The following is a 13,698-nucleotide window of genomic DNA, read 5'->3' as shown; positions in this document are numbered from 1 at the left end:
CTCACCGCCGGCGGTTGCCGAACAGCCCCCGCGTGATCTCCCGCCCCAACGCGGACGCGGCCGAGCGCATGAACGACTTCACCGCCGGGTTGCTCATCGCCTGCGAGATCAGCCCGGGATCCTTCTTCTCGGCCTTCCCCGCCTGAGCCGGAGCCGGGGCCCCGGCCGGAGGCGGCGCGTCGGCCGGCGCCGCGACCCGAGCTGCCAGCTTCTCGTACGCCGACTCCCGGTCGATCGTCTCCGAGTACTTCGTGTGCAGGTCGGACAACGCGACCGCCGCGGCCACCGCCTCGTCCCCGATCGAGCCCATCTTCGACCGCGGCGCCCGCAGCCGCGTCCACGCGACCGGCGTCGGCGCACCCCGCTCCGACAGCACCGTGACGACCGCCTCGCCGATCCCGAGCGACGTCAGCGCCGTCTCGAGGTCGTAGTGAGGTGTCTTCGGATACGTCTTCGCCGTCCTGGCCAGGGCTTTCTGGTCATCCGGCGTGAACGCCCGCAGCGCGTGCTGCACCCGCGCGCCCAGCTGCGACAGCACGGCGTTCGGGATGTCCGTGGGCAGCTGCGTGCAGAAGAACACGCCGACGCCCTTCGACCGGATCAGCTTCACCGTCTGCTCGATGCGCTCCAGGAACACCTTCGACGCGTCGGCGAAGAGCAGGTGCGCCTCGTCGAGGAAAAACACGAGCTTCGGCTTGTCGAGGTCACCCTCCTCGGGCAGCTCCTCGAACAGCTCGGCCAGCAGCCACATCAGGAACGTCGAGAACAACGCCGGTTTCGACTGCAGGTTGTCCAGCTCCAGCAGCGTCACCACGCCTTTGCCGTCGACCTGTCGCATGAGGTCGTGCACGTCCAGCTCGGGTTCGCCGAAGAAGTCCTCGCCGCCCTGGGCCTCCAGATTGGACAGTGCGCGCAGGATCACCCCGGCGTCGCCGCGGAGACGCCGCCGATGCCCTTGAGGTCGGCCCTGCCCTCGTCGCTGGTCAGGTGCGTGATCACCGACCGCAGGTCCTTCGTGTCGAGCAGTGCCAGCCCGCGCTGGTCGGCCCAGTGGAAGATCAGGCCGAGTGTGGACTCCTGCGTCTCGTTCAGGCCCAGCACCTTGGCCAGCAGCACCGGGCCGAAGCTCGTGATCGTGGCGCGGATCGGCGAGCCCTTGCCGCCCGTGCCCAGCGACAGGAACTGCACCGGGCTCGCGGCCGGCGTCCAGTCGTCACCCAGCTCCTGCGCGCGTTTCGTGAGCTTGTCGTTCGCCTCGCCTGCGGCCGACAAACCCGAAAGGTCGCCCTTCACGTCGGCCAGCACCACCGGCACACCGGCGGCGGAAAGCTGCTCCGAGATCAGCTGCAACGTCTTCGTCTTGCCGGTGCCGGTCGCGCCCGCCACCCGACCGTGGCGGTTCAACGTGGCCAGCGGCAGCCGCACGGCCGAAGTCGCCTCGGCCTGCCCGTCGATCACCACGGCGCCCAGCTCCACCGCGGCGCCCTCACTCACGTAACCCCGCGCGATCTCCGCCGCAGGCCCCGACCCCTGCTCGGCCACTGGCCGCACCCCGTTCCGAGTCCGAAATCACACTCATTCACCTGGCTGCCCGAGCGTAACGCGCCGAATGCGCAGGTAACCCGGCTGACATCCCCGTGTCGGGTTAGGCTTGTCCGGGTGACCGACCACCTAGTCTGGATCGACTGCGAGATGACGGGGCTCGACCTCGGCAAAGACGCGTTGATCGAAATAGCCGCCCTCGTGACCGACGCCGACCTCAACGTCCTCGGCGAGGGAGTCGACATCGTCATCCACACCGACGACACCACGCTCGACGGCATGCCGCAGGTGGTCCACGACATGCACGCCAAGTCCGGGCTCACCGAAGAAGTCCGCGCCTCCGCGGTGACGCTCGCCGAAGCCGAGCAGCGCGTGCTCGACTACATCCGCGAGCACGTCCCCGACCCCGGCACGGCCCCCCTGGCGGGCAACTCCATCGCCACCGACCGCGGCTTCATCTCCCGCGACATGCCGGCCCTCGACAGCCACCTGCACTACCGCATGGTCGACGTGTCGTCGGTCAAGGAACTGGTCCGGCGCTGGTACCCGCGGATCTACTACGCAAAGCCGGAGAAGGGCCTCGCCCACCGCGCGCTCGCCGACATCAAGGAATCCATCGGCGAACTCGACTACTACCGCAACGTCGCCTTCGTCCCCCAACCCGGGCCGACCAGCGAACAAGCCAAAGCCGCGGCCGCCGAAGTGCAGGAACGCCACCGAAGCTGACCCGGTGAAAACCCCTCGCGAGGGCACGCTACGATATCCCGTAGCAAGGTGATCGCAACGATCCCTCGCAGATGGTGGGCGTAGCTCAGCTGGTAGAGCACCTGGTTGTGGTCCAGGAGGTCGCGGGTTCGAAACCCGTCGCTCACCCCAATACCCCAGTTCGGTCGGTCCCTGGCGGGACCTTTCCCGAACTGGGGTTTCGCCTTTTCCTGGGGGTCGAACCCCCAGACCCCCGCCAGGGGGCGAGCCCCCTGGACCCCCATCCCGCGTGGTCGCCTTGGGCCGAGGGGTGTGGGCGCCCGGATTCCTATCCCGTGGTGACCCTGGGGCCGTGGGTGTGTAGGCGCCCGGATTCCTATCCCGTGTGGTGGCCCAGGGGCGTGGCCGCCTGGGCCCTCACCCATGTGGTCGCCTCGTAGCGGTGGGGTGGGGTGGCGCCTCGATCTGGTGTCGGGTGGGGTCCTTTGTGGAGGGTTAGGAGTGGAGGAGGGCGTCGCGGAGGATGGTGAGGGCCGCGATGAGGAGGGCGGTGGTGGGGTGGCGGCGTGGGCGGGGAGAGGCGTCGCGGCCCAGGCGGGAGAGTTGTTGTTGGTGCCAGGAGGAGTTGAGCAGGTCGTCGAGGAGTTTGTGGCCGATTTTGGGGGTGGGGGCAGTGCTTCGGGCGGTGGGGTCAGCCAGAAGACGGTGGGGGAAGGTCGGGTCGTGGGTGATGGGGCGGGCCAGGCCGATGAGGTCGACGGAGCCGGAGGTGAGGGCTTCGGCCATGGCGGCGTGGGAGCGGAAGCCGCCGGTGAGCATGAGGGGAATCGTGAGCTCGCGGGCGAACTGATCGGCGAAGTCGAGGAAGTAGGCCTCGCGGGCGCGGGTTGAGGCACGCTCGGGAGTGCCGTCGACGACGGCGATGCTTTCGTAGGTGCCGCCGGAGACCTCGAGGAGGTCGACACCTTCCAGCTCGAGAGCTTTGGCGACCACGAGGGCGTCTTCGGGGGCGAAGCCGCCGCGTTGGAAGTCGGCGGAGTTGAGCTTGACCGACAGGATGAACGACGGCGGCGTGCCGGCGCGGATGGCGCGCACGACGTCCAGCAGGAAGCGCATCCGGTTCTCCAGCGGACCGCCCCAGCGGTCGTCACGGCGGTTGACGAGCGGGGACAGGAACTGGTTGAGCAGGTAGCCGTGGGCCGCGTGGAGCTGGACGCCCGCGAAGCCCGCTTCGGCGGCGACGTACGCGGCGGTGGCGAAGCGCTGGACGAGCGTGACGACTTCCACGTCGGACAACGCACGCGGCTGCCGGAAGAGCCACTTGCCCAGGCCCAACGGCACAGCCGAGGGCGCGACGACATCTTGCTGCCGCCCGGCGAGCTTGAGACCGCGCATCGACTGCCGGCCGGCGTGCGAGAGCTGCAGGAGCAGCTTGCTGTCGGTGCCGACGGTCGCGGCCGCCCAGCGGCGCAGCTCGGGCAGGTGGCGGAAGTCTTCGATCACCACGTTGCGCTGAGCCTCCAGCGCCGAGCCGTCGACCATGACGTTTCCGCTGATCAGCAGCCCTGCACCGGAGTGCGCGAGCCGTCGGTAGGCCTCCGCGAGCTGCCGCGTCGGCGCGCCGCGCCGGTCGGCCAGGTGCTCACTGGTCGCAGCCTTCGCAAGCCGATTGGCCAGGACGGCGCCGTTGGGCAGCGTGAGGGGGGTGGCGAGGATATTCTCCTGTACGTCGTACATGAGACCAGAGTTACCTGTACTTCGTACAGTTGTCAACGGCCGGTTCATCACCTCGGCGGGCCCCACAACAGCCCCCGATCTGTCAGACTGGGCGGGAACGCGCAGCTAGGAGCCCTCCAGCCGCCGCGGCGACTATCCGCGCGCAGCTATGGGGACCCCCCTGAAACGCGGCTTGAACAGCCTGCTAATCTTTTCCACGTCGCCGAGGGAAACCAAAGCGGCGAGCAACACCAAGCGCCATTAGCTCAATTGGCAGAGCAGCTGGCTCTTAACCAGCGGGTTCGGGGTTCGAGTCCCTGATGGCGCACCCTCACTCCCCAGGTTCGGATCACTTCCGGCCTGGGGATTTGTGTTATGTGGCCGCATTTCTTCCACTTGCCCATCGTCCTTTGTGGCCTGTTGCGAGCCCGAGGCGAGCCCGAGACTGCGCGCCGACTGTCGAGGGATGATCGCGGCCGTCGCTTCGGCCGCAGCGAACGCCACCTGTGGCAGCACGCTCGTATAGGTGTCGGAGGTCACGGTGATCGACGAGTGCCGAAGCATGTGCTGGACAACCTTCATTTCCACGCCCGCAGCCAGGGCCAGCGTCGCCGCGCCGTGCCGGAGATCATGCAGGCGGATTGGTGGCAGCCCGCCTCGTGCGACGAGTTCGTAGAAGGCCTCGGTCACCTCCGCCGGGTGCAACGGACTGCCATCCGGTCGAGTGAACGTGAGGTCGTGCTCGTGCCAGTCACTCCCCAACCGCACCTTGTCCGCATCCTGGATCGCCAAGTGCCGCCGAAGCACCAGCACCGAGTCCGCATCCAGCGCGACGACGCCCTCGGAACTCGTCGTCTTCGGCTTCGTCTGAGCCGTCTCCCAGCCCCACTGCACAATCTGATTCGTCACATTCAGGGTGCCTGCCGCCAGGTCGGTCTCCGAGCGCCGCTGCCCACACGCCTCACCGCGCCGAAGCCCGACGTGCGCAATCACGTGGAACAGGGGATACAGCGGATGGTTCATCGCGGAGTCCAGGAACCGCCCGGTCTGCTCCGGTGTCCACACCATCACCGGCCCGGGCTTCCGCCCGGTGCGACGCCACAGCTCAACCCGCTCGGGAGTCCACACCAACGGCTTCGGCCGCACCAACGCCGGCAGCTCGACAAGCTTGGCCACATTCACCAGCAGCAGGCCTTCCTTGACCGCGGGACTCAGCACCGTCTTCAACGTCCCGTTGATCTTGTTGATCGACGTCGGCCCCACCGGCCGCTGCCACTTCACCGCTGCGATCTTCGCCGGATCACCGCTCTGCCGGAACTCGGCGATCCGCTCGTTGTGCTCCAGAATCGCTTCGTACATCGAATCCAAATGCCTTACCCGCAATTTGCGATGCCTGATCCGGCCCAAATGCGGACGTAGGTAAAGCCGGTCGTGCGACTCGTAGGACCTGTAGGTGTTCCGCGCCAACTTGCCGAGACTCACGGCCGTCTACTTCGCCGCCAGGAACGCCACCAGAACCTCCGCCATGAGCGGATCGTCGGCGACGTCGGCACCGACCTTGACCAACCGCCTCGTCTCTTCGACATCCGGCAGCTTGGCCTTCCTCGCGATCGCCTCGGCGATCAAGTCACCGATCTTCCGGCGAGTCTCATCGTCGTCCTCTTCAGGAATCGCCAGAAGATCACGAACCTGGTCCAGCTGGTCCTGCGCCTTGGTGGCGCTTTCGAATCCGGCGCGACGACGCGGTCGGCGGGTACCGTTCTCATCCGGAGGCAGCTCGATCCGGAAGGCCCATTGCCCGTGTCGGCTGTTCTTCAGCTTGGGGCAGGCTGCCCCAAGCTCCCGCCCCGCTTCATCCCGGCACGAGCATCGCCGGTACGTGCTTCCTAGGGCCATGCCTGGGTTTCCTTCCATTCGTGGAACCAGCGGTTTCGCTGGGGACCCGCATGCTCGCGCCGCGACCAGGCACAAGGGAAGCCCGAGACACCCACATCTCACCCGATGTGATGATCGAGACCGAGGACACGGAGGATCTCAACCGTCGGTATCCGGTATGACCCACCCACGCGCAGAACGGGACACGGGAACGACTCCGTCCGCGCCAGCATGTATGCCGTCGTGCGTTTGATCCCCAGCGCACGCGCCGCCGTCTTCAGATCCACTACAGCGGGCAGGGCCGCGACCTCGGCGAGAGTGAGGGTCTCGGCCTGTTCTCGATGGGCCGTCATCGCAGTCTCGCCTTCGCGAGACGCGCTGACGCCACGCGTTCCCACTGGGGATCGACGTCGATGCCCACGTAGCCGCGTCCGGACTCCAGAGCTGCCACACCCGTCGTCCCGCTCCCGGAGAAGGGATCGAGCACCACGCCGCCGGGCGGGCAGCTGAGGCAGATGCAACGCCGAGCGATCTCCACTGTGCCGACCGCGGGATGGCCTGTGCTTCCGCGGTCCCCGCTGACGCGCCAGACGTCCGATGCAAGATCCTCACGAACGAACGACCAATGATCGCAGCGGCGGGCGAGCAGGAACACCCACTCATACCGCTGGGCAAACCGGTCTCTGACGCTCTCCGGCCGGGCGTTCGGTTTATGCCAGACCACGGCGCGCCGCAGGAACCAGCCGCGACTCTGCATCGCGAACACAGTCCGCCACGGAGCGCCGACCAGGTCTTTCTGCCGGTGACTCGACTGCGGTGGCCGGTGTACCCCGTGTCCTTGGGCGAGGCGCGTTAACGAGGTCGCGGCATTGGAGCCGGTTGCCACGTAGTTGCCCCAGGAGCCACCGAAGCTGTCGCCGAGGTTGATCCAGACCGTGCCCCGCGGAGCCAACACGCGCGCGACTTCGTCGAACACCACCGCGAGACTAGTCGCGTAATCGTCAACGGAAGTCTCTCCACCGAACTGGCCGATCACCCCGTAGTCCGGGAATCCCGGCCACGTGCGAGGGCGTCGCCGAGTCTCCGCCCGAGCCCCAGCTCAGCGTCACGATCAGCGCGCCGCCGAGCACCATCACGCAACCGAACACGACAACGAGCAGCGGCGCCACGACGAACAGTTTCCAGCGCAGTGGGTGTTTGCGCATGTCGTCGCGGATGGCGCCGGCGAGGTTGAGCAGCAGCAACGGGTTCACGTCAGGCTCCTCGGTTCTTCGTGATGCGCTCACGCAAGCGCTTGCTCCAGGCGGCCGGCGGCGCCAGCATCCCGGGCGGCAACGGCGAAGCGGGCTTCACGTCTGCGGCGAGGTCCGTGCCGGTGAACTTCGGAGGGGCCGCGGCGCGTCGTGGTGTGCGCGCGGCGACGTGCGGTGCGAGGTGCAGATCCGGCTTCGCGGCGCCCTTCCGTGCTTGGAGCGCGGCCGCGGCGGTCGTGACGGCTTTCCACATGGGCGTCGCACCGGTGGCGGTACCGAGCGCGCCGAGGTAATCGGCCCCGTAGTTCTTCGCGGCCGCGGCGCGCTGGCCGAGTGCAAGCTTCGCGGCCTTGCTCTTCTCAGTCAGGGCGGTGGTAGCGCGGCCGGCGGCGGCCGGCCACGACACCGGGGCGCCGGCGGTGTACTTGAGGACCTTGCCGCCGGCCCGTGCCCCGATCTTGCCGGCCGTGACGAGCCGGTCCTTGAGCTCCTTGGCCGGTGCAAGCGACTCGGTGAACGCGCTGGCGCCCGCCTGGATGGTGCGGCCGATCCGGTTCGGCCCCGGCGGAACGATCGGCGGCGGCAGCGACTTCGCCGCGCCGCGTGGCCGGGCGAAGCGCTGCAGCCCGCCACTCACCTGCGACCGCACCCGCTGCAGGCTGGTGCCCAGCCGCTTGCGGAACAGGAACCCGGAGAACACCACGAGGTCGATCACCGCGAACCGCACCAGCTGCGGGCCGAGGTCGGCGGTCATCAAAGACCGCAGCAGCACCGTCATGATCGCGACGAACAGCATCCCCATCATCAGCCGCGCCACGGTGGCTGCGACCGAGCTGATCCGGAACGCGAGCTGGTGCTGCCAGGCCGGCACGATCGCGGCCACCAGGGCCAGGCCGAGCAAGAGGCCTTCGAACAGAAGCAGGTAGGGCGCGAGAACCTGGATGGCGTTAAGGCAGACGGTGAGGATCGCGAACAGCACCATGGCCACTGCGTAGCCCCAAGCTCCGAACGCGCGGTCTCCGTCGGCGACCTCGTTGTACTTCCCGTAGTCGCCCGGACAGCCGTCGAGCTCACGGGCTTTGGTGCTGTCGTCCTGAGTGGACCACGGGCCGGCGTCGAGGACCTGCTTCACCGAGTACTGGCAGGTGCCGCTGACATCCTTCGCCCCGGTGATCGGGGTGCCGTAGTTGAGGATCTCCCACGGGGTGATGAGCAGGTTGTCGATCAGTCCTTGTCCGATCGGCGCGGCGGGATTGCCGGTGCCGCCGGGTTTCTGGCCCATGACCACGCTGCTGACGTCGGCGCCGAAGTCGCGGCTGAGGCTGAGCACACCGCCGTCGCCGACGAGGAATGCGACGGGGTGGGTGACGACGGCGATGGCCAGGACGTTGATCGCGATGGTCGACATCGTCTCGCGCCACGCCCGCGTGGTCAGGCCGCGGAGGAACAGTAGGCCGAGGTAGCAGGTGGCGATGAGCAGCGCGATCTCGCGCAGGTGCAGACCGCCGATGACCGAGGTCTGCCACACCTGCTCGAGGCTTTCGGCCGGCGCCTTGACCCAGGAGATGACGTTGGTGCTCATCGACCATTCGGTGAACCAGACGGAGAACCCGAGCGCGTATTTGCCGACGGTGAAGCCCATGTTGCCCAGCCAGAGCCAGATCGTGGGCATGGGGTCGTCCAGCAGCCACGGCGTGTTCGCGAAGAGGTCGTAGTTGTGGAGGTCGCGGCCGTAGCCGTCGTCGATGTCGAACAGGCCGTCCGCGTGCGTTTGGTGCCCTTGATCGTCCTGCAGCGGCAAGGGTGGTGGGCTGGTGGCGGGGTCTGGTTTGTCCAGCGACGGTGGCGGGGTCGAAGGGGGAACCAGGGGCAGCGGCAGGGTCACGCACATCGGATACGGCTCGCAGGAGTGCGGTGTCGGCGGGGTCTGCGCTGCCGCCGGGTTCGCGCACACGATCGTCAGGCCGAGGCCGGCGATGAGGACGACGGTGCTGGACAGCCGCCGGAACGCACCCTGCATTCTCCAGACACGCCCACCCACGCACTCGCTTGATGCGCCGGTCACCGCCTGGTGCCGCCGCGGTCGATTCTCGGTGTGGTGAGCACGGATTTGGGCAAGGTCCGGTAGGGCTGGGTCATCACTTTGACCCGTCCGACGCGGCCCGCATGGTCGCGGACCACGAATTCGCCCGCGCGGGCGCGGCGCTCCGCCTCTCCCCCGGCCGGGTTCAGCGGGGAGAGCTCGCGGGTGACGATCTCGTGGTAGTGGCTGTCGGATGGGTCGATGCCTAGCCAGGCGAGGCCTTGCCGCGCGAGGGCGTCGTCGCGGTGGCGGCCGAGGAACCTGACGGCGATCAGTCCACGCAGGACGTCGTCGCCGAGGTCCTTCGCCGCGTGGGAACCGAATGCGGCGTCGGCACCGTGCTTGCGGCCATCGCGCACGAACTCGAGCGCGATCTGCTGGCCCTCGGGGGTGCCGGTGACGTTGTAGGCCTCGTCGCAGATGAACTCGCCCCACCGGTCGGTGCCGAAGCAGATCTCCTTCGCGATCGCCGCGATCAGCAGGTGGAAGGCTCGCCCGAACAGCTTGCGGGGCGGCACGCGCGCGGCCATGCGCTCGCTGCTCATCTCCAAGGCGCTCGGCAGCGGGATCTCGTGAGTGCAGAACACGACCATGTCCGCGTCGAACAGGTCCACCGGCGGCAAGTCCGGGTCGAAGATCGGGCGGGTGATCGGGTCCCGCCGCAACCGCTGCAGCCGCGTGGCGAGAGCCCGGGCGGCGGGATCGTGCTTGCCTTGCCGGGCGAGCATGTCGACGAGGGCGTTGCTTGAGGCGCCGGCGGTTCCGCTCACGGCGTCCAGCCCGCGGCCCAGCGCGTCGCGTTCGGCGGAGTTGGACTCAAGGTCGAGCCACGCGGCGAAGAAGATCTCGGCAATACCGGTGCTGGTCTTCGCGTTGCCGCCGAACACCCGCAGCGGATCGCACGAGTACCGCAGCTCCGCGGAGTTCGCGCGCTCACTGTCCAGGGTCGGGTCGACGACGTCCACGACCTGGCTGTTGCCTGGCAGCGCCCCGGCGACGGGGACCCATTCCCGGCTGCGGGTGCGATCGACGGCAATCACCCGGCCGTCGAGCATCAGCCGAACGACCGCGGCGACGTTCTTTAGCACGACGGACTTGCCGGCGCCGAGCTCGCCAATCACCGCCAGACCGCCGGACGAGTCGTGCGTCGGGCCGTAGGTCGGGTCGAGCAGGTAGGGCGCGATCGCGCCGCCGTCGAGCACCATCCCGAACAACGCACCGGTCGGATCTCCGAACTCGGTCGCGGACACCGGCAGCAACATCGCCGCGTCGGTGGCCAGCAGGTTCTGGCTGCACTCCCGCAACACCAACGGCGTCCGATACCCAGGCAGCAGCGCCTGGTACAGGTGGCGCTGCCCGCCGAGCGGACGCTCCCACTTGTACTCACCGCCCAGGAACGCCCGTCGCAGGACCTTGGCGCGGGCGTCGCACTCGTCGGCGGTTTCGCCCCACACACACGCGACCACCCCGACCTCGAGGTCCAGTTCAGTGGAGCTGGCGCCGAGCCGGGCGTTCTTGTGCTGGATCTCCTCCTGCGCCGAATGCACATCCGCCGGCACACCGGCCGCGTCCCCGCCGTGCTCCTCGTCCTGGCTCATCAGGTCACGGGTCCGGCGCCGGTTGCTCGCGCGCGCTTCTTCGTTGGTCGTCGCGGTGATCCGCAGCGCGTAGTCCACGCCGAACCCGATGTCAGCCAGACGCGCCAGAATCTCGTGACCGGGAAAGGTGAACGCGCGCGGCATCTCCGCCAACACAAGGTAGGCCTGGTAGCTGGTGACCAGCACGTCGTCACGGGGGGTCACGCATTTGAGGAAGCGCCGGTTCAGCGTCGCCGGCGGACCCAGCAGACCGCCGGCGCGATCAGTTCGTCCGCCTTCGTCGAGAACGCTGCCGCGGAGCGTGGCGAGACTGGCCCGGCCGCTGCGCGAGACCGAGATCCCGGTGTTGTGGACGGTCTCGCTGGTCTCGAGCTGAGGCTCGTCAACCCCACGGACCGGCGCCCGACACAACCACCACAGCAGCTCCGCCTCGCTCGCCGGCCGGATCGGGATCGACCCGTCCAAGTCCTGGCCCGCGACCCGGACACGCTCGCGCGCCACGGCGATCGCGCTCGCCGTCGCAGGGCGCGCCGACAGACCGAGACTGGCCGCGAGAGCCGCCCCGGTCGCACGCAACAACCCCTGCGTACTCTCGCGCCAACCCTCACCATCCAACGGCTTGGCAATCCAGTAACTGCGACCCAGCACGTCCAAGGTCTCGAGCTGATCCCAGGCATTGTGCACGGTCTCGGCCCAATGCGGATTGGCATCGAGGTCGACACCGTCGAGACACCGGCGCACGATCGCGTGCGGCTGCACCTGCTCACACAGCGACGCGATCATCACCTCCCCACGCAGCGACTTCATCAACGTCACCGTGCGCTCGTAGAGCTGGCGCAACTGCTTCCCGGTCGAGCGCGCACTCTCCCGCGGGAACACCCGCCACACGCCCCACGTCGAACCGTCCGCGCAGAACAGCACGTTGCCGGCGATGTCCAGGATCTGTCGGTCCATCAGGCACTCCCCCGCTTGCCGGCACCCGCGAGGATGCGCTCCAAAGGTGCCGCGTTGGCACGATCCTGGACAAGGTGCAGATGGATCTGCTGCTTGCTCCACTGTGGACGTGGTGCACGGTAGGGCCGATTCCCGAGCAAGCCCGTGGCCGGGGCAAGCAGGCACATCACCAGACCGGCGAGCCAGCCCAACGGCGTCCGCGACTCGATACGCGCGCGGCGCACGAAAATCGCCCCGAGCGGCAGCCCCCACCGCGCCGGCCCCAGCCAGTCGAACGCCGACACCTTCCAGACGATCACCAGCAGCCCGAGGAAGAGCACGCCCTGCGTCAACGTGTACGGGCCGCCCGGCAGATAGCCGCCGTCGCGGCCCGGCATCCGCCCGAACATCCGCGGAAACCGGCGAGACCGCGTGTAGGACCGTCCGATCAGGACACCATCGCCCGACTTCTGCCCGGCCATCAGTGCGTGAACCAGGCGCCGAACATCCCCGACACCGCATCGAGATTCAGCAGAATCCCGAGGAAGATCGCGGCGATCACGCCGTACTTGATCGACCGCGTGAAGTTCCCCCGCGTGCCGATCAACAACCCGATCCCACCCACGACCGCCGCCAGCAATATCAGCCGGCGCACCGTCTGATCACCCCACGACAAGTTGGTGTCGATCCACGACTTCACGTCCGCGGCGAGCACGATCGTCATCACGAGCCTCCTCGGGTCACACTGCTGGGGACCGGCGAAGCGACGGACGGAGTGACCAGCAGCGGGCTCGCATCGACGCTGCTGACTTCCCAACGCCCGGCACGAGCGGTGAGGGTCAGCGCGTAGTCGACCGCGGTGTTCTGACCAGTGGCGTCATAGCCGAGCGCGCGGGTCAGGACGTGAGTCTGGGTGCCGTCGAGCGGCCGTGCGGCCTGCCCCGGCTCGAAATCCTCGTGCGTGCGCAGCTGCTGCAGCTGCACCGACATGTAGGGCGCTGGCACGACCGGGGCAAGGCTTGCCCCGGGGCTGGTGTACCGGTCGAGCTGCCCTTGCCCCACCAGGTAGGCGGTCAGGAACCCGCCGACCGACTGCCCGATCGGCCCGGTCAGATCCGCGGACTGGTCATAGGCGAGCTCGACCGGCGCCAGCGTGCCAGGGCAGGCCACCGGCGACGGCAACTCGGTCGCGACGTACGCATCGCGGCCCCCGACAAGGCTGACCTGCTCACACGTGATCTTCGACGGATGGCTGCCGTCGGGCTGCTCGGTCAGCAGGTTCACCGCGACCACAACCGACCAGGTCCCGGGCGCCGGCGAGACCACCGAGACCACCGCGGTGTCCACCGGGATCTGCGTGCCGACGTCGCGCTGCGACGCCATCCCGTCCGGATAGAACGCGGCCAGCCCTGCCGGGTCGTCTCGGCTGGCTGCGAGCCACGAGCGCACGTACATCTCGGTCCAACCACGCGGATCTCGCTGCTCGGTCTCGACGTGAGCGCTCGGCGACGAGACCGGTGGCGTCGGACGGAGCACAATCAGCCCGCCGAGCGTCACTAGCGGGCTCGCCACCACGACGCACCACGCCAGAATCCGCCCGCCGCGATGCGTCGCGGAAGGGAGCGCCGGCTCGACCGGAGCGTCCGGCAACAGCCTCTTCAGCAACCCGGCCCGGCCCTCGCGCCGGCTCACGAGCAGTCCTCGGCGGAGCCGATGCCCAGGACCAAGTGCAGACGGTGGCGCAAGGCGGGGTCGGAGCGTTCGCTGAGTTCCTCCAGCGCATCGCAGGCCCGGAACCCGACGTCGTCGAGGAACTGCTGCAGCTCGACGTACAGGGCGCGGTCGACCAGCGTCGAACTCAGCCGGTTGGCCAGCAGGCGGGCACGGATCCGGGCCCGCGCGATCGTTGCCTCACCCGGGTCAAGGGCAGCGTGAAATCCAGTCACAGGTGCTCCAACCTGCAGAAACGGCGAGCGGACAGCCCCAGACACGG

Annotated in this window: 11 protein-coding genes, 2 tRNA genes and 2 pseudogenes; 3 read left to right on the top strand and 12 right to left on the bottom strand. The window is 68.4% G+C overall.

The genetic code is table 11. From position 1 onward, the window contains the following. Window position 1: 1 nt before the first annotated feature. Window positions 2-1,542: pseudogene (locus QRX50_RS20265) on the bottom strand (helicase HerA-like domain-containing protein). 117 nt (window positions 1,543-1,659) lie between these two features. On the opposite strand from QRX50_RS20265, the gene orn reads away from it, so the two are divergent. Together orn and QRX50_RS20255 are read left to right on the top strand one after the other, a co-directional pair. Beyond that, the gene (gene orn / locus QRX50_RS20260) at window positions 1,660-2,268 is read left to right on the top strand and encodes an oligoribonuclease (RefSeq protein WP_285973492.1); all 609 of its coding nucleotides are present in this window, start codon (window positions 1,660-1,662) and stop codon (window positions 2,266-2,268) included. A gap of 74 nt (window positions 2,269-2,342) precedes the next feature. Further along, a tRNA-His gene (locus tag QRX50_RS20255) sits at window positions 2,343-2,418 on the top strand. Window positions 2,419-2,742: 324 nt separating this feature from the next. Here the strand turns inward: QRX50_RS20255 and QRX50_RS20250 are convergent. Continuing rightward, window positions 2,743-3,984, bottom strand: coding sequence for an NADH:flavin oxidoreductase/NADH oxidase family protein (locus QRX50_RS20250; protein WP_285973491.1), 1,242 nt, complete (start codon window positions 3,982-3,984; stop codon window positions 2,743-2,745). A gap of 234 nt (window positions 3,985-4,218) precedes the next feature. On the opposite strand from QRX50_RS20250, the gene QRX50_RS20245 reads away from it, so the two are divergent. Beyond that, window positions 4,219-4,291: transfer RNA gene (locus tag QRX50_RS20245), tRNA-Lys, on the top strand. Window positions 4,292-4,533: 242 nt separating this feature from the next. Here the strand turns inward: QRX50_RS20245 and QRX50_RS49595 are convergent. The 10 genes and pseudogenes from QRX50_RS49595 to QRX50_RS20195 form a co-directional block, all read right to left on the bottom strand. Further along, window positions 4,534-4,986, bottom strand: a pseudogene (locus tag QRX50_RS49595) (tyrosine-type recombinase/integrase); the annotation flags it as partial. A 465-nt stretch (window positions 4,987-5,451) separates the two neighbouring features. Beyond that, window positions 5,452-5,859, bottom strand: a complete 408-nt coding sequence (locus QRX50_RS20240) for a hypothetical protein (protein WP_285973490.1) — start codon at window positions 5,857-5,859, stop codon at window positions 5,452-5,454. 328 nt (window positions 5,860-6,187) lie between these two features. Then, complete coding sequence (locus QRX50_RS20230) at window positions 6,188-6,814, bottom strand: DNA-methyltransferase (protein WP_285973489.1); 627 nt, start codon at window positions 6,812-6,814, stop codon at window positions 6,188-6,190. Between the two features lie 25 nt (window positions 6,815-6,839). After that, window positions 6,840-7,091 carry a hypothetical protein gene (locus QRX50_RS20225; RefSeq protein WP_285973488.1) on the bottom strand — a complete coding sequence of 84 codons (252 nt, stop codon included), beginning with the start codon at window positions 7,089-7,091 and terminating at the stop codon, window positions 6,840-6,842. Window position 7,092: 1 nt separating this feature from the next. Next, window positions 7,093-9,111: a hypothetical protein gene (locus QRX50_RS20220; protein WP_285973487.1), complete on the bottom strand. Its 2,019-nt coding sequence runs from the start codon at window positions 9,109-9,111 to the stop codon at window positions 7,093-7,095. Between the two features lie 41 nt (window positions 9,112-9,152). Continuing rightward, on the bottom strand, window positions 9,153-11,726 hold the full coding sequence (locus QRX50_RS20215) for an ATP-binding protein (protein WP_285973486.1): 2,574 nt from the start codon (window positions 11,724-11,726) through the stop codon (window positions 9,153-9,155). Next, window positions 11,726-12,187, bottom strand: coding sequence for a hypothetical protein (locus QRX50_RS20210; RefSeq protein ID WP_285973485.1), 462 nt, complete (start codon window positions 12,185-12,187; stop codon window positions 11,726-11,728). The genes QRX50_RS20215 and QRX50_RS20210 overlap by 1 nt, the downstream gene beginning before the upstream one ends. Further along, the gene (locus QRX50_RS20205) at window positions 12,187-12,429 is read right to left on the bottom strand and encodes a hypothetical protein (RefSeq protein WP_285973484.1); all 243 of its coding nucleotides are present in this window, start codon (window positions 12,427-12,429) and stop codon (window positions 12,187-12,189) included. The genes QRX50_RS20210 and QRX50_RS20205 overlap by 1 nt, the downstream gene beginning before the upstream one ends. Further along, window positions 12,429-13,397: a conjugal transfer protein gene (locus QRX50_RS20200; RefSeq protein ID WP_285973483.1), complete on the bottom strand. Its 969-nt coding sequence runs from the start codon at window positions 13,395-13,397 to the stop codon at window positions 12,429-12,431. Before QRX50_RS20200 ends, QRX50_RS20205 begins: the two co-directional genes overlap by 1 nt. After that, a complete protein-coding gene (locus QRX50_RS20195; RefSeq protein ID WP_285973482.1) occupies window positions 13,394-13,651 on the bottom strand; it encodes a hypothetical protein in 258 nt (85 codons plus the stop codon). Before QRX50_RS20195 ends, QRX50_RS20200 begins: the two co-directional genes overlap by 4 nt. Between the last annotated feature and the right edge of the window lie 47 nt (window positions 13,652-13,698).

It is taken from the genome of Amycolatopsis sp. 2-15 (assembly GCF_030285625.1).
Classification (GTDB): Bacteria; Actinomycetota; Actinomycetes; order Mycobacteriales; family Pseudonocardiaceae; genus Amycolatopsis; species Amycolatopsis carbonis.
The sequence above is the reverse complement of the archived record's forward strand: the minus strand, read 5'-3'. Positions and strand labels throughout refer to the sequence as shown.

Coding starts and splice junctions, on each gene's coding strand:
- QRX50_RS20250 (WP_285973491.1), bottom strand. CDS start 3,984: ATGTACGACGTACAGGAGAATATCCTCGCCACCCCCCTCACGCTGCCC.
- QRX50_RS20240 (WP_285973490.1), bottom strand. CDS start 5,859: ATGGCCCTAGGAAGCACGTACCGGCGATGCTCGTGCCGGGATGAAGCG.
- QRX50_RS20220 (WP_285973487.1), bottom strand. CDS start 9,111: ATGCAGGGTGCGTTCCGGCGGCTGTCCAGCACCGTCGTCCTCATCGCC.
- QRX50_RS20215 (WP_285973486.1), bottom strand. CDS start 11,726: ATGGACCGACAGATCCTGGACATCGCCGGCAACGTGCTGTTCTGCGCG.
- QRX50_RS20210 (WP_285973485.1), bottom strand. CDS start 12,187: ATGGCCGGGCAGAAGTCGGGCGATGGTGTCCTGATCGGACGGTCCTAC.
- QRX50_RS20205 (WP_285973484.1), bottom strand. CDS start 12,429: ATGACGATCGTGCTCGCCGCGGACGTGAAGTCGTGGATCGACACCAAC.